At 41.3% G+C, this 20146-nt stretch carries 20 protein-coding genes; 8 read left to right on the plus strand and 12 right to left on the minus strand.

The window, feature by feature from the left end:
• Positions 1 to 185: 185 nt before the first annotated feature.
• Positions 186 to 4091, minus strand: coding sequence for an ATP-dependent RNA helicase HrpA (hrpA, locus tag Xbud_RS09810; protein ID WP_099135899.1), 3906 nt, complete (start codon positions 4089 to 4091; stop codon positions 186 to 188).
• Between the two features lie 240 nt (positions 4092 to 4331).
• Here hrpA and Xbud_RS09815 point away from each other — a divergent pair, with 240 nt between their 5' ends.
• The gene (locus Xbud_RS09815; RefSeq protein WP_099135900.1) at positions 4332 to 4970 is read left to right on the plus strand and encodes an FMN-dependent NADH-azoreductase; all 639 of its coding nucleotides are present in this window, start codon (positions 4332 to 4334) and stop codon (positions 4968 to 4970) included.
• A gap of 35 nt (positions 4971 to 5005) precedes the next feature.
• Here Xbud_RS09815 and Xbud_RS09820 read toward each other — a convergent pair whose 3' ends face one another.
• The 3 genes from Xbud_RS09820 to Xbud_RS09830 form a co-directional block, all read right to left on the minus strand.
• A complete protein-coding gene (locus tag Xbud_RS09820; protein ID WP_099135901.1) occupies positions 5006 to 5326 on the minus strand; it encodes a YdbL family probable chaperone protein in 321 nt (106 codons plus the stop codon).
• 11 nt (positions 5327 to 5337) lie between these two features.
• Positions 5338 to 5547: a YnbE family lipoprotein gene (locus tag Xbud_RS09825; RefSeq protein ID WP_099135902.1), complete on the minus strand. Its 210-nt coding sequence runs from the start codon at positions 5545 to 5547 to the stop codon at positions 5338 to 5340.
• Between the two features lie 81 nt (positions 5548 to 5628).
• A complete protein-coding gene (locus Xbud_RS09830) occupies positions 5629 to 6132 on the minus strand; it encodes a DUF4334 domain-containing protein (RefSeq protein WP_099135903.1) in 504 nt (167 codons plus the stop codon).
• 167 nt (positions 6133 to 6299) lie between these two features.
• Here Xbud_RS09830 and Xbud_RS09835 point away from each other — a divergent pair, with 167 nt between their 5' ends.
• Both Xbud_RS09835 and Xbud_RS21330 read left to right on the plus strand, forming a co-directional pair.
• Complete coding sequence (locus tag Xbud_RS09835; RefSeq protein ID WP_211283513.1) at positions 6300 to 6560, plus strand: aminoacyl--tRNA ligase-related protein; 261 nt, start codon at positions 6300 to 6302, stop codon at positions 6558 to 6560.
• Positions 6515 to 6697, plus strand: coding sequence for a His/Gly/Thr/Pro-type tRNA ligase C-terminal domain-containing protein (locus tag Xbud_RS21330; RefSeq protein ID WP_416775795.1), 183 nt, complete (start codon positions 6515 to 6517; stop codon positions 6695 to 6697). The genes Xbud_RS09835 and Xbud_RS21330 overlap by 46 nt, the downstream gene beginning before the upstream one ends.
• A gap of 75 nt (positions 6698 to 6772) precedes the next feature.
• On the opposite strand, the gene Xbud_RS09840 is transcribed toward Xbud_RS21330, so the two are convergent.
• On the minus strand, positions 6773 to 9259 hold the full coding sequence (locus Xbud_RS09840; protein WP_339353712.1) for a YdbH family protein: 2487 nt from the start codon (positions 9257 to 9259) through the stop codon (positions 6773 to 6775).
• Between the two features lie 245 nt (positions 9260 to 9504).
• Here Xbud_RS09840 and Xbud_RS09845 point away from each other — a divergent pair, with 245 nt between their 5' ends.
• Entirely contained in the window at positions 9505 to 10500 is a 996-nt protein-coding gene (locus Xbud_RS09845; RefSeq protein ID WP_099135905.1) for a 2-hydroxyacid dehydrogenase, read from the plus strand.
• Positions 10501 to 10523: 23 nt separating this feature from the next.
• Positions 10524 to 10958, plus strand: coding sequence for an META domain-containing protein (locus tag Xbud_RS09850; RefSeq protein ID WP_099135906.1), 435 nt, complete (start codon positions 10524 to 10526; stop codon positions 10956 to 10958).
• A gap of 466 nt (positions 10959 to 11424) precedes the next feature.
• Here the strand turns inward: Xbud_RS09850 and ghoS are convergent, their stop codons facing one another.
• From ghoS to Xbud_RS09875, 5 genes are all read right to left on the minus strand, one after another.
• Positions 11425 to 11724, minus strand: coding sequence for a type V toxin-antitoxin system endoribonuclease antitoxin GhoS (gene ghoS / locus Xbud_RS09855; RefSeq protein ID WP_099135907.1), 300 nt, complete (start codon positions 11722 to 11724; stop codon positions 11425 to 11427).
• A 158-nt stretch (positions 11725 to 11882) separates the two neighbouring features.
• Positions 11883 to 12320 carry a YcgN family cysteine cluster protein gene (locus tag Xbud_RS09860; RefSeq protein ID WP_209028760.1) on the minus strand — a complete coding sequence of 146 codons (438 nt, stop codon included), beginning with the start codon at positions 12318 to 12320 and terminating at the stop codon, positions 11883 to 11885.
• Between the two features lie 18 nt (positions 12321 to 12338).
• A complete protein-coding gene (locus Xbud_RS09865) occupies positions 12339 to 12995 on the minus strand; it encodes a fumarylacetoacetate hydrolase family protein (RefSeq protein WP_099135909.1) in 657 nt (218 codons plus the stop codon).
• A 47-nt stretch (positions 12996 to 13042) separates the two neighbouring features.
• Positions 13043 to 14125 carry a lytic murein transglycosylase gene (locus Xbud_RS09870; protein ID WP_099135910.1) on the minus strand — a complete coding sequence of 361 codons (1083 nt, stop codon included), beginning with the start codon at positions 14123 to 14125 and terminating at the stop codon, positions 13043 to 13045.
• Positions 14126 to 14172: 47 nt separating this feature from the next.
• Positions 14173 to 14445, minus strand: coding sequence for a YcgL domain-containing protein (locus tag Xbud_RS09875; protein WP_099135911.1), 273 nt, complete (start codon positions 14443 to 14445; stop codon positions 14173 to 14175).
• A 133-nt stretch (positions 14446 to 14578) separates the two neighbouring features.
• Between Xbud_RS09875 and minC the strand changes: the two genes are divergently transcribed.
• From minC to minE, 3 genes are read left to right on the plus strand one after another with little or no spacing between them, the layout of a single operon-like run.
• Positions 14579 to 15262, plus strand: a complete 684-nt coding sequence (gene minC / locus Xbud_RS09880; protein ID WP_099135912.1) for a septum site-determining protein MinC — start codon at positions 14579 to 14581, stop codon at positions 15260 to 15262.
• Positions 15263 to 15285: 23 nt separating this feature from the next.
• Complete coding sequence (gene minD, locus Xbud_RS09885) at positions 15286 to 16098, plus strand: septum site-determining protein MinD (RefSeq protein WP_099135913.1); 813 nt, start codon at positions 15286 to 15288, stop codon at positions 16096 to 16098.
• A 3-nt stretch (positions 16099 to 16101) separates the two neighbouring features.
• Complete coding sequence (minE, locus tag Xbud_RS09890; protein ID WP_038269249.1) at positions 16102 to 16371, plus strand: cell division topological specificity factor MinE; 270 nt, start codon at positions 16102 to 16104, stop codon at positions 16369 to 16371.
• 190 nt (positions 16372 to 16561) lie between these two features.
• On the opposite strand, the gene rnd is transcribed toward minE, so the two are convergent.
• Positions 16562 to 17692 carry a ribonuclease D gene (gene rnd, locus Xbud_RS09895; protein WP_099135914.1) on the minus strand — a complete coding sequence of 377 codons (1131 nt, stop codon included), beginning with the start codon at positions 17690 to 17692 and terminating at the stop codon, positions 16562 to 16564.
• A 117-nt stretch (positions 17693 to 17809) separates the two neighbouring features.
• A complete protein-coding gene (fadD, locus tag Xbud_RS09900) occupies positions 17810 to 19495 on the minus strand; it encodes a long-chain-fatty-acid--CoA ligase FadD (protein ID WP_099135915.1) in 1686 nt (561 codons plus the stop codon).
• Positions 19496 to 20146: the final 651 nt, after the last annotated feature.

The raw sequence follows: 20146 nt of genomic DNA on the forward strand, positions 1-20146 counted from the left end.
CTCTGCAAGATTGAGAAGACCCGCTTTGTGTTTAATAATTGGATTGCTAGTATGTAGCATGAGAGTTACCTCTTAGTTTCTTTGATTTAAGATTCAGCACCTTTAATCAAAGCGGGTAACTCTCTTCTTTTCAAATCGAAGTGTCAGATCTAGTCTGAACTAATACACCTTAAGCCCCTAAAACATTACGCAGCGATATTTTCCATCGCCTGCAAAATACGCTTATCAGATATCGGATACGCTGTCCCCAATTGTTGGGCAAACAGACTGATACGCAGTTCTTCGATCATCCAGCGGATCTCTTTCACTTCCGGCAATTGCTTCTGCTGGACAGAAAGTTTCGCTAACCACTGCTGCCATTGTTGCTGGATATTCTCAATCCGGCTCATGTGTGCCCTATCCTTGTTTGGATCAATCGCCAGTTTTTCCAATCGACGTTCAATACCATTCAGGTAACGCAAAACATCCGCCAGACGTTTCCAACCGTGGGCTGTGACAAATCCTTTAAAGACCAAACCGGAAATTTGTTCTTTAATATCAGATAAAGCCAGTGCCAGAGCGATATCGACCCGCCCTTTCAGACGCTTATTAATAGCAAAAACCGTCGTCAGGATCTGTTCTACCTGTTTGGCAATTTCAACTACTGTATCATTCAAATCGGCGCGAACTTTATCCTGTAAACTTGCAAACGATTGTTCATTCCATGCTGGCCCGCTATTTTCTGCGATTAATCTGTCCACACCACAGGAAATACAGTCATCAATCAAATCCAACACTTTTCCATACGGGTTGAAATAGAGACCAAGTTTGGATTTATTCGGTAACTTTTCGTGCAGATATTTAATCGGTGAGGGAATATTCAATAACAGTAATCGACGAGTTCCCTCCCACATCGCATTTTGCTGTTCAGACTCCGTTTCAAACAATTTAATACCAATACTGTCTTTCTCATCCACCAACGCAGGAAATGCTTTAACGGAATAACCACCACGTTTCTGCTCATAGCGTTCAGGCAGCTCGCCAAAGCTCCAGATATGTAGCCCGCTTTGTTCGATACCATCATCTGCTACCGCCGAAAGTGTTTCCTGTACTTTATCTTTCAGTTTCAACTTCAATGCCGAAAGATCTTTTCCTTCCGCTAGGGTTTTATTCTTTTCACCAATAATGCGGAAAGTCATTTTCAAATGATCAGGAACCTGCTCCGGTTGCCACTCATCACGTGACACCATCACACCTGTCATGCGACGAAGTTCTTTCTCAAGACTATCCAGCAAGATCGCCTGTGGTTGCGTTACTCGCTCCAGAAATGCCTGCGCATAATTAGGTGCAGGGACAAAATTACGCCGGGTCGGCTTCGGCAGCGATTTAATCAATGCCACAACCAACTCATGGCGAATTCCGGGAATTTGCCAGTCAAAACTTTCATCCCTGACCTGATTTAATATCGGCAACGGAATATGTACAGTGACACCATCCGCATCAGTTCCCGGTTCAAATTGATATGTTAAGCGGAATTTCAAATTATCCTGGTGCCAGTAATTCGGATAATCCAACGCACTAATTTTATTGGCATCACCTTTAATCAACATGCTCTTTTCAAAATTGAGCAGTTCCGGCTGATCTTTACTGACTGTTTTCCACCAGCGATCAAAATGGCGGGAAGAAACCACGTCTTTGCCAATTCGTTGATCGTAAAAGCTAAATAAAGTCTCATCATCCACCAGAATATCCCGGCGACGAGATTTATGTTCAAGCTCTTCAACTTCTTCACGTAGCTTGAGATTAGTACGGAAGAATGAATGACGAGTCTGCCAATCCCCTTCCACCAGCGCATGGCGGATAAATAATTCACGGCACAACATCGGATCAATCTGACTGTAATTGACCTGACGACCTGTCACAATCGGCAAGCCATATAATGTCACTTTTTCCGATGCCATGACCGCACCTTGAGATTTCTGCCAGTGCGGTTCACTATAGTGACGTTTGATTAAATGTGCCGCCAGAGGCTCTATCCATTCCGGTTCAATGCGCGCAGCAACACGCCCCCAAAGGCGGCTGGTTTCTACCAATTCAGCGACCATCGCCCACTTAGGCGGTTTTTTAAATAATCCAGAGCCGGGAAATACAGAGAACCGAGCATTACGGGCACCGGTATATTCCTGTTTCTCCACATCTTTCTGGCCTATGTGAGATAACAATCCTGTCAGTAACGCAATATGAATGCTGCGATAATCCGCTTCCTGACTGTTGACTGGAATACCGATCTCTTTGACAACCTGCCGGAGCTGAGTGTAAACATCCTGCCACTCTCTGACCCGCAGATAATTCAGGTAATCCTGACGGCAAAGTTTGCGCAATTGGGAGCCGGAAAGTGCTTTTTGCTGTTCTGCCAGAAAATCCCATAATTTCAGGAAAGCGATAAAGTCGGAATCTTTATCGGCAAAACGACGATGTTTTTCATCCGAAGCCTGCTGTTTTTCCAGTGGCCTTTCCCGTGGATCCTGAATGGATAATGCTGAAGTAATCACCATCACTTCCCGCACACAACCATGAGCCCTTGCTTCCAATACCATGCGAGCCAGACGAGGATCGATAGGCAATTGTGCAAGCTGCCGTCCTATTTGTGTCAGCCGGTAAATCCCGCCAAATGAGGTTTCCGTATCAATGGCACCAAGTTCTTCCAACAAACGGACACCATCCTGGATGTTACGTTTATCCGGTGCTTCAACAAATGGAAAAGCACTGACATCTCCTAAGCCGATTGAGGTCATCTGCAAAATAACCGATGCCAGATTGGTACGCAGAATTTCAGGGTCGGTAAATTCCGGGCGGGATAAGTAATCTTCTTCTGAATAGAGTCGAATACAGATCCCATCAGAAACACGGCCACAGCGGCCTTTACGTTGATTCGCCGATGCTTGTGAAATTGGCTCTATCGGCAAACGTTGAACTTTAGTCCGATAGTTATAACGGCTAATGCGTGCATACCCAGTATCGATGACATATTTTATTCCGGGGACAGTCAATGAGGTTTCTGCGACGTTAGTTGCCAGTATAATGCGCCGCCCAACATGTGGTTGGAAGATCCGGTTTTGTTCGCTATTGGACAGACGGGCAAACAGCGGCAACACTTCAGTATGCAGAAAATTCTGTTTATTGAGTGCATCCGCAGTATCGCGGATTTCCCGCTCTCCGCTCATAAAAACCAAAATATCACCAGAACTTTCCCGGCTTAACTCATTTACTGCATCAATAATAGCTTCCAGCTGATCCCGATCACTGTCATTATCATCACCTGCCATCGGACGGTAACGGACTTCCACCGGATAAGTACGGCCTGACACTTCAATAATCGGGGCATTATTGAAATGGCGGGAGAATCGCTCAGGGTCGATAGTCGCGGAGGTAATAATGACTTTCAGATCAGGGCGTTTCGGCAATAACTGACGCAGATAACCTAATATAAAATCAATATTCAGACTACGTTCATGTGCTTCATCGATAATCAGCGTATCGTATTGTAATAGCAAACGATCCTGCTGCAATTCAGCCAGCAAAATACCGTCAGTCATCAATTTGACCAACGTATTGTCACTAACCTGATCATTAAAGCGAACTTTGTAACCCACTGTTGAACCAAGTGGTGTTTCCAGTTCATCCGCAATACGGCTGGCAACCGAACGAGCCGCTAAACGACGGGGCTGGGTATGACCAATCAGCCCTTTTACCCCTCTGCCCAATTCAAGACATATTTTCGGGATCTGGGTGGTTTTACCGGAGCCTGTTTCCCCTGCAATAATAACAACCTGGTTATCCCTGATTGCTTTATAGATATCTTTTTTCTTCTGGCTGACAGGCAGGTTTTCTGGGTATTTAATCGGAGGACATGCGGTCTGACGATTGATAACTTTTTGTTTTGCCGCTGCAATATCCGCAGAAATAGATTGAGCTACAGCCTGTAAGGAGGCTTGATTTTTTATTTTTGCTGCGCCTTGCAGACGTTTTTTTAAACGGAACTGATCGCGCAACAGAGTGTGCTCAAGTTCAGCATATAATTCAGCAATTGGTGCTGTCAAAGGTGATTCCACTGTGATAAATCCTTGTGACATTCTTAATTGAATCGGGTTGTCTTTTTTCTCAACACCGCTTTTAGTTATGTTATTACATATTCGTCTGACAAATCTATTGTTCAATAATTTTGAACGCCAATCTCGAAATATTGAGCTATTGTCTGAATGATAACCTCACTAAAATAGCTAACACATAGAAACAATCGGCAATGTATTAGTGACAATACATTAGTTACTGGTGTTATGAAGGAATTAAAAATGAGCAACGTACTGGTTCTGAAATCCAGCATTATGGCGCAAAATTCACAAAGCAACAAAATGGCTGACTCTTTTGTCAAAGCTTGGCAGGCCAATCATCCAAATAGTCATATTAGCACACGTGATCTGGCTGCAAATCCGGTTCCGGTTCTGGATGGCGAATTAATCAGTGCACTACGTCCAAATGGTGCTGAGCTGACAGAGCGCCAGAAAGCAGCATTAGCCTTATCAGATGAACTAATCGCAGAATTAAAAGCACACGATGTCGTTGTAATTACAGCCCCCATGTACAACTTCTCTATTCCAACTCAATTAAAAACCTATTTCGATTTGATTGCTCGGGTAGGCGTTACTTTCCGTTATACCGAAACAGGCCCGGAAGGTTTGCTAAAAGGAAAACGCGTTATTGTGCTGACCAGCCGTGGTGGTATTCATAAAAACAACCCATCCGACTTGATAACCCCATACCTAAGTGTTTTCCTCGGATTTATTGGTATTACTGATGTGGAATTCGTGTTTACCGAAGGCCTGGCTATGGGTGAAGAGTTAGCAAATCAGGCGCATCAGGGTGCCCGCGATGCGATAACTGAGATAGTCGAAAAAATGATGCCAAAACAACCAGAAAAAATTGTTGCCTAATCAGGCTTAGCGCGTCAGACAAACAAATGACGCGCTTATTTCTTCACCCAATTACCATTAATACCAAGTACAAACTCCCCTGCTTCTGCACGATTAACTAATTTTTCACCCGCTATTTTCGCAACCTGATCCGTTGTCATATTGTTCTGAGCGGCAATCTCAGCATATCTTTTTTCCCGCTCACTATTGATTTTTCTGACCACGGATAGTGCATCCTGAGAATTCTTGACTGGTGCCAGATAACCGCTGAATGTTTCTCCTACCAGACCTTGCTGTTTTGCTTCATTCAGCGTCATACCCATGGCAAAAGAGCTGAACAGCAAGCTTAACAAAAGTATTACTCCTGTTTTTTTCATATTCTAACTCCTTAGAATAAGTCAGAGTTGTTTTTGAGCATATCTTCAATCTGCCGATCGACTTTGATATGAATTTCATGCTCAATTTTGACATTCATATTGATATTAATAGGCTTATCTGGTGTTGCCACTTCCAACCTGACACACCCTGCCAAGCCTGTACAGACCAATACCATACCACTAATGACTCTCGAAAATCTGAATACATTCTTTGTTATCATTTATCACTCCCGTTTTCAGTTAGCAGTTAACCCCATCTGTTGACGGGGTTACAAGAATAAATGGAAACTACTTGTTTTTTATTACTTTTCAATGAATTCAACTGGAAAGTCGGATAGTCTCTCAAGGTAGAAATAATAATATTTTCCATTAAAAACAATGTCAGGAAATCCTTCTATGGGCTTCCCATTCATCACTCCAAGCAGGGTGTTATCGTCAACTTTCCTGAAGTGATCAAAAATAGGAACACCATCATATATCATTGTTGCAGAAGATTTTCCTCTAAATTCAACTTCCCAAAGAGATGCTTCACCTTTCATTATATGATTGGAAAATAATTTCCCATCATCATTAAAACAAACCAGCGGAATTGCATCGAATTTGCTTTTAAACCATTTACCGAACCAATTCATTTCGATCAAAGATTCATGGCCCCAGTGGCCTGTGTTGAAGTCTCCACCTTTCCATTTGCTTAATATTTCACCAACCCGCACCTCAGATAGTGAATCAAAAAAATTAAGCAACTCGCTTTCATCTTCAATTTTTTCTCTGAAACGGAGTTCATCGAAAATCTGTTTGGTGTTCATATTTAACCTCATGATTAAAAACGTTAGCGTAATGGTCGTTTAGTAGAGTGTGCGGCATGAATGTAACGCTGTAGCTGCTTACATTGATCTTTTCTTGCTTACCGCAATTTTGTTGCTATAACTTTTACTTGCTTTTTCTTATACAGGTTGCTAAGAATTTAAGCACTATGAAAATCGAACTGGCTCTTCAGGATAATATAGGGCGTGAGTGGCAGTGTGGAACAGTTCAACTGGATTTTAATCTCCCGGAACGTTTCGATATTTCATACACAAATACCGCAGGAGAGAAAGAGCAGCCGGTTATCTTACATCAGGCAATATATGGCTCTATAGAACGATGGCTCGGCATGTTGCTAGAAATGACTCAGGGTGCTTTGCCGGAATGGATCCACTCGTTGCTCATAAAATCAGGCGGTTCCATCAATTGAAGATCCCTAATATTCTGATCATCGGAGAGCAGGAAATGAAAGCACATCAAGTTGCGTTACGTCGGGGTAAATTAGTCACTACTATAGATAAAGCCCAATTGGTTGATCAGCTAATTACATACCGAAATGTGTCATAACCTGAAATATCTGCTCGGTCATTGAATAAATCAATGACCGAGTGTTTGGTTCAGAGGTTTAATAAATGAATAATATTAACTACCTACAGATATATTTTTTTCTAACCATTCTTCCAGATTACTGCCAAAGCGCAGACTGCGCCATAACTGGAATATGTTCTCTTCATGGCGATAATTAAACCTGACTTCTCGTTTTTTATCCACGACTGGATTGACCCCGTTGATTTCTGATTGCAGTACCAAAATACCCAGATTATCGAGTGTCACATATGCCTTAGAACGACTAATTTCCAAATAACGCAACCAGTCCATTGCCAAACCCGCGGTTAAATCATTTTTTCCTATAGAGTCAACCGTGTCCTTGTCCAGCCTTAATGTTAGATCGCCATCATTGGCTATCCATCCTTGCTGAACAATCCACTGTTTATCATTTAATAACACTGGCAATTCACCGCTAATTTTCCCTGACATGGCAAGTTGTTTAACTTTTAATACGTCGAATAATTTACTCACACTCAACTTGTTAAAGTGTAATACAGCGGCCTGTTTTTGGGGCAGTTGTAATTTATTTAACCTGAGTTTGCCATCCAACATATCAACATTCACATTAGACAAGATTAGCGGCTGTATTTCAGTCGGAGGATAAAAACCTTGTAAATCCGCTGATACATTATCCATATTAAACAATCCGTTAACAGTCTTTATTCTGAGCTGAACAGGTGACGTTACACCTAATTGCCAAGTGTATTCCTGTAAACGCCACGGTAACACAAAGTCCACCCCATCAACGTTTCCATTCTTTAGCCACATACCGGCATTTTTTACTACCCAGTGCCCTCCGGCCCGCAATCCTTGTCCTCTGGCCGCCGAAAATGCTGCTTGTGCATAGATATTCCCACCACGCACGGTGATCCCCAAATCAGCAGGGATCAAAGTTTGAAATGCCAGCAAAGATTGTCTCGGCCAGCGCGCTTCTCCCCTTAACCTTGTACCATCCCAACGCCCATAAACGGGAATTGGCCCAATACCCTTCCCGTACAATTTACCGTTTAACATAAAATTATTGGGTGACTGACCAGTCAAGGTTGCCCGGAATTCAACGGGAGGCAAAAAACCACCGGAGCGAAAATCCGTTCGCAAAGCAGAAAGTTTCAGATCTCCCGTCAATGCAGGCTCAGTGACTGAACGCTCCCATACCAATGGTTTCATCAACTGTAAACGCGGGGCCTTCATCTGTACAAGACCATAGTCGATAGTATCAAACCCTGTATTTAGGGCATTTACCATTATCTGTGATTGCTTCCAGCTTCCTTTACCTGAGATATCCCATTTCGCCTTCAGTGGCGGTAAATCCCCATTTCCCCAATAGCGCCAATTCCAGTTTCCATGATCGGGTATAAAATCTTCGGCATAACCATCAAAATGCAGCCTGAATGTTCCCCAATAACTCTCTTTTGCTGTTACTATCGCCTGTAAGCGGCCAGTGAAACCATTACGGGTTAAATAAGTTCCTGCCAAAGGTAAACGGGCTTCCTTAACAGTAAAATTTTCACTGACTTTTCCCCGGCCCCGGAATAGTGATCCGGGCTGGAATGTAATTTTAGGTGCAGCCAGTGAACCTGTGATGATTGCCGGCAACGACATCGCCATGATCATTTGTCCTCTGTTCATTTGCCCGGTTAACTGAAGAGGAATATGAGCATTCGTTAAGCTGACTGGTGTCGGTTTTATGGAAAGAACAACATTACCCTTACCAAATTCATTCTGAGTGAGCAGATTCACTCTCCCACTCGCCTGCATACCATTCAATCCTTTCTTCCACTGTTCTAGGGTAAGATCCACTCCGCCGGATAACGGTTGAGCCGCACTTGTCCAACGCCATTTACCATTCCGGATCACAAATTGAGATTGATTGAATGACCATGGTAATTCAGCCCATATCTGCGGTTCGTTTTTTTCATGTACATTGTTTTCATGTACATTGAATTGGGCTTTCGGTTGGGTATGAGTGCTCAATTGAGTAACTGTGAACTTCCCATTCTGCCCCTGCCATTCCAACGCTATCAGCAAAGGTTCAGGATACTGGCTGACAGACAACTGCCCCTCTATCCTATGTCCCTGAAGTGATGAGTCAAATTTAAGCTTTCCGGCAAATTCTTGCCATGGTGCAGGAACAAAGTGATCAATGGACAATTTAATCGCCGGAATAGAGGACAATATTTCGTTAACAGATATAGATAGTGGTGCAGACTGTGTATTCGTCGCTGGTAATTGTGATAAACATTGGCTCTGACTATAAACTTCAGCAATATGTATATCCCAATAGCGTTCTGCACCCTGCGCATTACGCGAGTATCCGGCAGACAAACCGGATACCTTGAACAATTCACATTCTTGTATCTGCAACGATAAGTGATCGAGCAGTAATATATTCTTTTCCCACTTTGGTTGAGTTAACGAAAGAGTCATCCCCTGTGGCAACCAATGACTGGCAATCAATGGCAGCCAACGTGGAAGTGTGAACCAACCTATCAACACTGATAATACCAACAGTATTATCATCACTGTGAACACTCTTAATATCCTGGTCATCTGTTCTTGAACTCTTCTTTTCAACCTGAATACAACTTCCTGTTATGATAGTCTCATATCAGACTAATAAGTCGGTTTATTATACAGGCTAGGTATAATAGCTTAACAAGTGCTTTATTCGAGTATATGTAGTTAACACATAGCAAGGTGAATTCAGCGAGTAACTCGAATGAAATTAAGCAATCACACAGTCAATATATGGTGGAAATAATACTATGAAATTAACTGTTTATAGTACAAAACAATACGACCGTAAACATTTTGAATTACTCAACCAAAAACTTGGCCTTGATTACCATATCGAGTTTTTTGACTTTCCCCTTAGTCCACAAACCGCTAAAAATGCCATTGGCGCAGATGCTGTTTGTATTTTCGTTAATGATGATGGTGGACGCGAGGTTCTGGAAGAGCTGGCAGAAATGAACATTAAAATCCTGGCATTACGTTGTGCCGGTTTCAACAATGTCGATCTGGATGCTGCCAAAGAATTGGGTATTAACGTTGTTCGTGTCCCGGCTTATTCACCGGAATCTGTTGCTGAACATACAGTCGGCTTGATGCTATGTCTGAATAGACGTATCCACCGAGCCTATCAACGCACCCGGGATGCCAATTTCTCTCTCGAAGGGCTGACAGGCTTCAATATGTATCGGCGTACCGCAGGTATTATCGGTACTGGAAAAATCGGTCTTGCAACCTTAAGGATCCTAAAAGGCTTTGGTATGCATTTATTGGCAAATGACCCCTATCCAAATCAGGAAGCATTAAACCTTGGTGTGAAATATGTGGATTTAGATACTTTGTATGCTGAATCTGATGTGATCTCACTACACTGTCCAATGACACCTGAAAACCATCACTTACTGGATGAAACGGCGTTCAGTAAAATGAAAGATGGTGTGATGATCATCAACACCAGCCGAGGTGCCTTAATTGATTCTATTGCCGCTATCAACGCATTGAAACAGCAAAAAATCGGGGCATTGGGGATGGACGTCTATGAAAACGAGCGCGATTTATTCTTTGAAGATAAATCAAACGACGTTATTCAAGATGATATTTTTCGTCGTTTGTCTTCCTGCCATAATGTTTTGTTCACAGGCCATCAGGCATTTTTGACGGAAGAAGCATTAACCAGTATCAGTGAAACAACGTTACAAAATATCCAACAACTCACTTCTGGTGAATCCTGCCTGAATCTTGTTGGATGAAGTAATAAATATCAGGAGATCAAATGAACAGAGCGATTCCATTAGCGGTCGCCACCTTGCTACTTACAGCATGTCAATCTACAGGGGTCAGTGCCACAGGAAATATTACTGCTAAAGATTTACAACACCGTAATTTTGCTTTGGTTAGTGTTAATGGTGAGAATGTCTCCAATAAAGAAGATACAAAATTGTCCATTACATTTGGTGACAAAATGTTTGTTTCCGGGACAATGTGTAACAACTTTATGGGAATGGGGAAATTAAAGGATAACGTTTTAACAGTAAATAACTTAAGCAGTTCTCAGATATTCTGTGTCAATGAAAAACTCAACAAATGGGATCGGGTCATGGTTGATATTCTCACCCAAGGTGCAAGAGTGAGTTTAAAAGACAAGCAATTAATGTTGATGAATAAAAGAAACAAGCTGGTTTATACTTTGAGGGAACCTGTTCAATAATCCAATTAATTAAAGCTATTTTACTTTTTGTTCCACATGCTTAGACTAATCAAGATTACCCGGTATGCTATCGGGTAATCTGTTCTCTATACCTTTCTAAGAGAAACCAGCTAATCTCTCATCTTCCTGAAATACGATTAGTTATGTCTGATGTTGGCTATTTTTATGATAATAAAATCCCAATCGTTAATGTTACAGCAACCCAGAATCCTAAAAATTTCATATAACACATCCAGTTACTGTTCATTCTTCTGACTCCCTTATTATCAAATAAATAGTGGTAACAACACATAGACAAAATTTTAATTATTTCATCCTAAGACTTTACCAACCTTTTCCTATATATTTGTTCAATGGTTCAAATATCATTCCATTATTTATTATTTGTGGAATAATCTGAAACACAAGGAGCTTTATCCAGATAAATTTACTATTTAGGCCATCATGTTTTTATATATCTGAGCAATCAATTTTCAGGGTGCTCCTTGTCAGGATACAATGCTGCGCTCCAGTTGCTGTAAGTACAAACAAATATAGATGGTTCTTTGCTTGAGTAAGACTTGGCAATGGATTTAATTTTTTCTGCCAGTTGAAGGGATCCTAACGAAGAATTGCCAACATAAGTTCCACTTGGAAGACGATGCCACTTTCCATTAGGGAAACGTATAGATCTACTGAATTTGTTTGCTGTCATTCTTTTATACAGCTTTTCATATCCCGCAGATCCCGTGCCATACAGTTCCACACGAATTAAATAACTTGCCATTTACCTTTCCTTGTTTTGACTGCCGAATAGACAAATTATCAGTTTTTCTTCACTGATAAAAGTGAGAAAAACGAGAAGAAAATCCGGCAGTAATGACAGCTTAAGAATTTGAGATATTCATTGATATAAAAAACATTTTATATCAATGAATAAAACACCTATTCAGGCCTATTTAAAATATGATCTTCCCAGTCCACTACATCGGATTCGCGCACAGCAATGTGCCTGACGGAAATACGCTCTACGTGCATGGCTGACTTTGAGCCACTGATTAACGGATGCCAGGGCAGAAGATTTTTTCCTTCCTCAATCAGACGATAGGCGCATGTTTTCGGTAACCATTCAAATGTCACCATATTTTCACGGGTCAATTTGATACAATCAGGTTCATAACTAAAACGATCTTCATAATTTTTGCATTGGCAGGTTTTGATATTCAGTTGATTGCAGGCAACATTGGTGAAATAAATATCGTCAGTATCTTCATCCATCAACTTATGCAAACAACATTGACCACAACCATCACACAATGTTTCCCACTCTTGATCGGTCATTTGTTCCAGGGTTTTCACCTGCCAGAAAGGTTGAGACATAATTTCTGTCATTCCTCATTACTAAATCACTCTGGTTGTTAAAACATGCTCATTAAGAGAAACAGTCAGAACATCACCAGATTTCAATTCCCCTACGCCTTCAGGTGTCCCCGTCAGGATAATGTCACCAGGGCGAAGAGTAAAAAATCGTGACATATAGCTAATCAATGGAATGATTGGCATTCGCATGTCACACGTATTGCCGTTCTGACGTAATTCACCATTTACTGCCAGAGAAAGCTGGCTATTTTGTAGATCCTCAAAAGCATTAACAGAGATAAAGCCCGAAATCGGACATGAACCATCAAATGCTTTACTCTTTTCCCATGGCTGGCCTGACTGTTTAAATTCACGCTGCAAATCACGCAATGTCAGATCCAACGCAACAGCAAAACCTGCAATCGCCTGACTGACTCGCTCTTCGCTGGCATTTTTAAGCGTCGAACCGATTAAAACCGCCAATTCAACTTCATGGTGTACAGTGCCTAGTTTTTCCGGAATGGATATGGGCTGACGCAAATCACAAAGAGCTGTTTCAGGTTTTATGAATATCACCGGCTCTTCCATTATGTCTGAACCCATCTCTTTGATATGTTTGTCGTAGTTACTACCGACACAAACGACTTTATTAGCAGGAAAATCCAGCAGTACTCCCTGCCAGTCTCTATGCTGGTACATAGTATTCTTCCTTATCTTTTATCAATTAATTTCTCAAGATATGATATTCAATCAGTAAAGTGATGAATTCTCTGTTCGATACCATCAGCCATCATACTAACACTGAGAGCAAAATAGTAAGAACGATTCCAATGCATAATGGTACGGAAATTTTGCGTCACCCAAAACACCCTTGGTTCAGCTCCGTCAGTAATTATAATCCAACCTTTTGTTTTATTAGGTAAGTATGCAAATTCGTGGGAGAAAACACCTAATGCTTGCCATTGTGAAATAGTTTTACCCTGTTTTACTTTAATTCCTTCTAAAGTTTTATCGAAATTATCCGGTAATGAAACAACATATCCCCACGGTAATCCTTCCTGCCACCCTTCTTTACGCAGGTAATTAGCCGTAGAGGCAAAAACGTCTTCCTTATTGTTCCAGATATCAATTTTTCCATCACCATTCCCATCAGCAGCATAAGTCAAATATGAAGTCGGCATGAACTGACTTTGTCCCATTGCACCTGCCCAGGAACCTTTTAATGTCTGATCACCATCAATATATTTATTTTCTATGATATTAAGAGCCGCTATGAGTTGTTTTATGAAAAAAACTTCCCGACGGCCTTCAAAGGCCAGTGTGGACAATGCTGATACAACATCCTCCTTTCCCTGAATACGGCCAAAACCACTCTCCAGCCCCCACAAAGCAACGATATAGGATTTCGGGATGCCATATTTACGACTTATTCTCTCTAATTCAGGAAGATTTTTTTGATACTGCTCAACACCCTGTTTTATTTTCCATTCCGGCAGAACATGCTTCAGATACTCATCCAGAGTCACTTTTTTCTCCGGCTGATTGCGATCCGATTTAATAACTTGTGGAATAAAATGAACATCGGCAAATGCACGCGCCAACGTCTTCTCACTGAAGCCTTGCTTCCGTGCTTGTTGTTTTAACAAAGCCACATAAGCAGGAAACTGAGACGGTTCACGGGAAGCAAGTGGGAATTGTTGATCCAGCGCTTTGACTTGCATTTGTAATAAAACTGTTGAACCTGAATTCTGCAATATTCTTCCATCGGGTGAAGCACACCCAGTCAGCAATATTACACTCAATAAAGGTACATTGATGGTTAATTTCATGAACCTCTCCTCTTAATTCAGGATCAAGTCACTGCCAGTGACTCTTTTCATAGCTTGGTTGCAGCCAGATGTTCATTGATTAAACTTTCTACCGGCGGGGGAACCTGCAAGTAAAATCCTTGCTCGCTCAGTGCTTCTTTCACTTTTTCAATATCCGCATTGGCCAATTTTTTTCTTTCCGCTAATGAGAGCATCATAGAGAGCTGTGGTTGACCAAATGCTTTCAATAACTCTTCAGGAATGCGTGAAAAATCTCCTTTTTTTTCAATGTAGAGATAAGTTTGTTCACGTTTTGGGCTTCTGTAGATTACACAAATCATTGTCATAAACTCTTTTAAATTAACACTGCGACTTGCTTGAATAATTCAGTAACTATAACATGCTTATTATATTTAAGAATATCGTATCCTTGGGCTGTTCCAGGGATCTTAACCTTGCTGAGTCTGAATATCGATGTCACAATCGCCAATTGAGCTAAAAGGCAGTAATTTTACGCTTTCGGTCGTTCATTTGCATGATGACCAGCCGAATATCATTCAAAAGGCCATACAAGAAAAAATGGAGCAAGCGCCTGAATTCCTGAAAAATGCACCTGTCGTTATCAATATATCCCATCTGCCTGTAAATGCAGATATTTTTGCCCTCCACCGGGTCATTGAGTCTACAGGATTGCGTGTTGTGGGTATCAGTGGCTGCCAGGATGAAAAACAACGGGAAATTGTGCTGAAATCCGGGCTTCCTTTATTAAAGGAAGGAAAAAGCCAGAAAGTACCTAAAGAAGAAAATAAGCCATCCGAACCTATTTTCAGGAAAACTCGTATAATTAATACGCCTGTCCGTTCAGGACAAAGAATTTATGCTCCAAATAGCGATCTTATTGTCACCAGCAATGTCAGTGCTGGCGCAGAATTAATCGCTGATGGAAATATTAATATATATGGTGTGCTACGTGGACGTGTATTGGCAGGCGCATCTGGTGATAAAGAAAGCCAGATTTTCTGCACTCATTTAAATGCTGAGCTAACCTCTATTGCAGGCCAATATTGGCTCAGTGAAGAAATTCCAGAAAATTTTGTCGGTAAAGCGGCAAAATTACGTCTGGTCAATAACGAATTAACTATTGAAACTTTAATCTAGCCCTTATAACAAGGAATCGCTTCATGGCACGCATTATTGTTGTTACATCTGGTAAAGGTGGCGTTGGCAAAACCACTTCAAGCGCGGCCATTGCTACCGGCCTCGCACAAAAAGGGAAAAAAACCGTAGTCATCGATTTCGATATTGGGCTGCGTAATCTCGATCTCATCATGGGATGTGAGCGTCGTGTAGTTTTTGACTTCGTCAACGTGATCCAAGGTGATGCCACGTTAAATCAAGCGCTTATAAAAGATAAGCGCACCGAGAATTTATATATTCTTCCTGCTTCTCAAACCAGGGATAAAGATGCCCTCACGCGTAACGGTGTCGAAAAGATCCTGAATGAGTTAACTGAGCAAGGGTTCGAGTTTATTATCTGTGATTCACCAGCAGGTATTGAGAGTGGTGCATTAATGGCACTCTACTTTGCCGATGAAGCAATTATTACAACAAATCCGGAAGTTTCATCTGTTCGCGACTCGGATCGAATTTTAGGTATTCTGGCCTCTAAATCACGTCGTGCTGAACGAAGTGAGGATTCTATCAAAGAGCATCTTTTGCTGACCCGCTATAACCCCGGGCGCGTAAACCGTGGTGATATGCTCAGTATGGAAGATGTCTTGGAAATTTTGTGCATTCCTTTAATTGGTGTCATTCCAGAAGATCAATCCGTTTTACGCTCTTCAAACCAAGGGGAACCTGTTATTCTGGATGAAGATTCTGATGCAGGTAAAGCATACGAAGATACTGTTTTACGTTTACTCGGTGAAGAACGGCCTTTCCGCTTCATTGAGGAAGAAAAAAAGGGTTTTTTGAAACGCCTGTTTGGAGGGTAACGCATGGCTTTGTTAGATTTCTTCCTGTCGAGAAAAAAGTCGACAGCCAATATTGCCAAGGAACGACTGCAAATCATCGTGGCAGAGCGGCGCCGTGGTGATGCTGAGCCTGCCTATTTGCCCGAAATGAAACGCGATATTCTGGCGGTGATTTGTAAATATGTACAAATTGATCCGGAAATGCTTTCTGTACAGTTTGAGCAAAAAAATGATGATATCTCGGTACTGGAACTTAATGTAACATTACCGGAGGTTGAGGAATCGCCAAAATAACGCTATCAAATGGCGCTATTTAATTTAATACTGTGATTTCTTAGTAAAAAATCGGGATGTCATCTCATCCCGATTTGAATACATTAAACATCCTACCAAAATCTTCTTATCCAATTTTTCTCTTATTGCCCTGCTTATTTATCCAGGCAGGGGATCAGAGCCATATCTCTTAAAAGATATATATCAGAAGCTATAATGCTGAATAATTTTCCAATATTTCAGCAATAGGCTCAGCCAGCCATTTTCCACGCCAGCCCCTAATTAATTCAGGTTGCTGCTCCGGTGATTTCAATTTCCAGTGCCAACAGAGCAATTGATTAATTTGCCGACGAGAAGCTAACAATTCAGCATTAAAAGAGTGAGATTCACTCACCTGAGTAATCAATGATTTAATTTCTTTAAACGCTTTGCGATAACCCGGATAGTCTATCAAATTCATAATTTGAGCCGGACATTCTTCTTCTGGAAGATCTCTGCTTTCTGCGGCCATAGCCAGTAACCGACGCCCATGACAACGGATTTCTTGCCCGCTTAAACCTAAAGCATCCAACTCTCCCAGTGAAGTCGGCATATAACGGGCTACCTGCCACAAATTTTCTTCACGAATAACAAAATTAACAGCCAAATCCCGTTCACGAGCCTGATTCAAACGCCATGCAGCCAATTTTTTTAAGCAAGCCAACTGCCTGGGACGCAACTGCCATGCGTTACTGATATCTTTGTAAGCACATTCCGGCATTAATACTTCTTTACGACGTTGGGCAATCAGAGCACTTTCATCTTTTGCCGCCCCAAAATATCCTAGCTGTTCTGTTTTCGCCATCAAAATATCGGCCAGCGGTAATAAGTAGTAAACATCTGCTGCCGCATATTCACACTGTTTTTCGCTCAACGGACGAGCCAGCCAGTCAGTACGGGATTCACTTTTGTCCAATTCCACGCTCAGATATTCTGCAACTAATGTTGCAAACCCACACGATAATGGATGACCAGCAAACGCTGCCAATACCTGAGTATCGATAATAGGTGCAGGCATACATTGAAAACTATTCCAGAAAACCTCTAAGTCTTCACTGCCAGCATGAATAAATTTTAATACATCCGGATCAGTCAATAATTCCCGCAAAGGTTGCCATTGCGAAATGCTAAGGGGATCGATCAGAGAAAGTTGTTCACCATCAAACAGTTGTATCAAACCTAAGTGGGGATAATACGTCCTTGTACGTACAAATTCTGTGTCCAGTGCAATTCTTGCATGTTGTTTTGCCCGATTGCAGATGGACTGCAACTGAGCATCGGAGGTAATCAACTGATAATTCAAAACATCATTCTCTTAGCCATTCATAGTATATGCACAACAACGCCGGCAAGAACCGGCGTTGTTGATGTGACAGGCAATTTTAAATATTTACCTTTTAAAAATCACTCTTCAAGCTATTCACTTCGCGTTGCTTGCTTTTCTTAATTCTTCGTCTCGGAGTTCTTTGCGAAGGATCTTACCGACATTCGACTTCGGCAACTCATCGCGGAATTCGATAATTTTTGGTACCTTATATGCGGTCAGATAACGACGGCAATGTGTCTTAAGTTCATCCTCTGTCAAACTGGGATCCTTACTCACTACAAATACCTTGACGGATTCACCTGAGTTTTCGTTTAGAACACCTATTGCTGCCGACTCTAACACTTTAGGATGGGAAGAAACAATATCTTCCACTTCATTCGGATAAACATTAAAACCTGAAACCAGGATCATATCTTTTTTCCGATCAACAATATGTAAAAAGCCTTTTTCATCAATATTGGCAATATCCCCTGTTGCCAGCCAACCATCTTTTAACACCTCATCTGTTGCATCAGGACGATTCCAATAACCTTTCATCACCTGAGGCCCACGCACCCACATCTCACCCGACTCTCCCTGAAGGACTTCTTCCCCTTCATCATCCACCAACTTAATTTCTGTCGAAGGAACAGGGAAACCAATACTGCCACTATAGTGAGTCAAATTATAAGGATTACCTGCAACCACAGGTGCACACTCAGTCAGGCCATAACCTTCAAGCAGATGACAACCTGTCAGCTTTTCCCATTTATCGGCGATTGCACTCTGCACAGCCATACCACCACCCACAGCCATACGTAATGCAGAAAAGTCTATTTTTTGGAATTCGGGATTATTGAGCCACGCATTAAATAACGTGTTAACACCAGACAATGCTGTAAATTTGTAGCGTGATAACTCTTTAACCGTTCCGTTCACATCGCGTGGATTGGTAATTAATAAGTTTTGCCCGCCCAGTTCAATAAATAACAAGCAATTTATCGTAAGTGCAAAGATATGGTACAGCGGTAATGCCGTGATCACTAACTCCTGACTGGGGCGTAATAAAGGGGCGTAGTTCGCTTTTGTCTGTTCAAGGTTCGCCAACATATTCCGGTGAGTCAACATGGCACCTTTTGCCACGCCTGTTGTACCACCAGTATATTGCAGAAATGCCAAATCTTCGTTATTTATATCCGGCTTGACATACTGCATGCGATAACCCTTGTGGATGACGCTGCGAAATGAAATCGCATCCGGTAAATGATACTTCGGAACCAGCCGTTTAACATATTTTACGACGAAATCTACAAGAGTCCCTTTTGGGCGAGATAATTGGTCTCCCATTCGTGTCAAAATGACATGCTTAACCGGAGTGTTGAAAACTATCTTTTCTAATGTATGTGCAAAATTAGAGACAATAACTATGGCTGATGTACCACTATCAGTGAGCTGATGTTCCAGTTCACGCGGGGTATATAGAGGGTTGACATTAACAACCACCATTCCGGCACGTAAGACACCAAAAAGAGCGATGGGATATTGAAGCAAGTTTGGCATCATTAATGCCACTCGATCCCCTTTTTTCAGCCCCAACCCATTCTGCAAATAAGCAGCAAAAGCGCGGCTACGCTCTTCCAGTTTACGGAAAGTGACTACTTCGCCCATATTAATAAATGCGACCCGATCGGCATAGTGTGCCACGGCATTTTCAAACATTTCAATCAATGATGAATAACGATCGGGATCGATTTCTGCCGGAACATCTGCCGGATAATGTTTTAGCCAGACTTTTTCCAAGTTGAGTACTCCTGAAATCTAATTGCTGTGCAACCATTGACCATGAAACAAAAACCAGACCTGTATATTTAACAAATTATTAACTCAGCTTACCAGTTTGAAAAGAAACATTGTTCAGGTTGGCGATGTACATCACTAATTTAATACTTCTTTATCACTACTAAAAAATAAGGCAGCTCATGCCACCATATGTTTTTATTATTTATCAATTAGTTACTAATAAAATTAATATTTAGATGTCTAATCCATTAATTATACACTGATTTAGTTATTTTTGACTAAAACTCACTTCATTATTCCAAATAGTTATAATAAAAATAAGCCAATGAATAATAACTATTAAGGGGTAATAGGCACTTACAGGCTACGAAGAATATTTGCACAATACGATAAGTTGATATCATGTTTTCATGACCAAAAACGATTACACCGAACCACAAAGAAGAGCACTATCTAACCAGTTAAAATCTGATAACTTTTATTACAAGAGATAGGTGTTATGATCCACGTAACTCAGTTCAATTGGCGAATTACTTTAATTTAGCGATTGTTCGATGGGCAAAAGTTACATCTGACTTTATTTCAAATAATCGACTATTTTCATTAAACTTGCTTTATTAAAAAATTATTCATTTTGGGTTACAACCCTAT

It is taken from the genome of Xenorhabdus budapestensis, from assembly GCF_002632465.1.
Classification (GTDB): Bacteria; Pseudomonadota; Gammaproteobacteria; order Enterobacterales; family Enterobacteriaceae; genus Xenorhabdus; species Xenorhabdus budapestensis.

Bases quoted from the DNA above. Each gene is read 5' to 3' on its own strand.
- Xbud_RS09820 (WP_099135901.1), bottom strand. From the start codon at position 5,326: ATGAAAAAAACAGGAGTAATACTTTTGTTAAGCTTGCTGTTCAGCTCT.
- Xbud_RS09845 (WP_099135905.1), top strand. From the start codon at position 9,505: ATGAAATTAACTGTTTATAGTACAAAACAATACGACCGTAAACATTTT.
- Xbud_RS09870 (WP_099135910.1), bottom strand. From the start codon at position 14,125: ATGAAATTAACCATCAATGTACCTTTATTGAGTGTAATATTGCTGACT.
- minE (WP_038269249.1), top strand. From the start codon at position 16,102: ATGGCTTTGTTAGATTTCTTCCTGTCGAGAAAAAAGTCGACAGCCAAT.
- Xbud_RS09835 (WP_211283513.1), top strand. From the start codon at position 6,300: ATGAAAATCGAACTGGCTCTTCAGGATAATATAGGGCGTGAGTGGCAG.
- Xbud_RS09875 (WP_099135911.1), bottom strand. From the start codon at position 14,445: ATGATTTGTGTAATCTACAGAAGCCCAAAACGTGAACAAACTTATCTC.
- Xbud_RS09815 (WP_099135900.1), top strand. From the start codon at position 4,332: ATGAGCAACGTACTGGTTCTGAAATCCAGCATTATGGCGCAAAATTCA.
- Xbud_RS09830 (WP_099135903.1), bottom strand. From the start codon at position 6,132: ATGAACACCAAACAGATTTTCGATGAACTCCGTTTCAGAGAAAAAATT.
- Xbud_RS09865 (WP_099135909.1), bottom strand. From the start codon at position 12,995: ATGTACCAGCATAGAGACTGGCAGGGAGTACTGCTGGATTTTCCTGCT.
- ghoS (WP_099135907.1), bottom strand. From the start codon at position 11,724: ATGGCAAGTTATTTAATTCGTGTGGAACTGTATGGCACGGGATCTGCG.
- Xbud_RS21330 (WP_416775795.1), top strand. From the start codon at position 6,515: ATGGATCCACTCGTTGCTCATAAAATCAGGCGGTTCCATCAATTGAAG.
- Xbud_RS09840 (WP_339353712.1), bottom strand. From the start codon at position 9,259: ATGATAATACTGTTGGTATTATCAGTGTTGATAGGTTGGTTCACACTT.
- Xbud_RS09850 (WP_099135906.1), top strand. From the start codon at position 10,524: ATGAACAGAGCGATTCCATTAGCGGTCGCCACCTTGCTACTTACAGCA.
- minD (WP_099135913.1), top strand. From the start codon at position 15,286: ATGGCACGCATTATTGTTGTTACATCTGGTAAAGGTGGCGTTGGCAAA.
- Xbud_RS09825 (WP_099135902.1), bottom strand. From the start codon at position 5,547: ATGATAACAAAGAATGTATTCAGATTTTCGAGAGTCATTAGTGGTATG.
- minC (WP_099135912.1), top strand. From the start codon at position 14,579: ATGTCACAATCGCCAATTGAGCTAAAAGGCAGTAATTTTACGCTTTCG.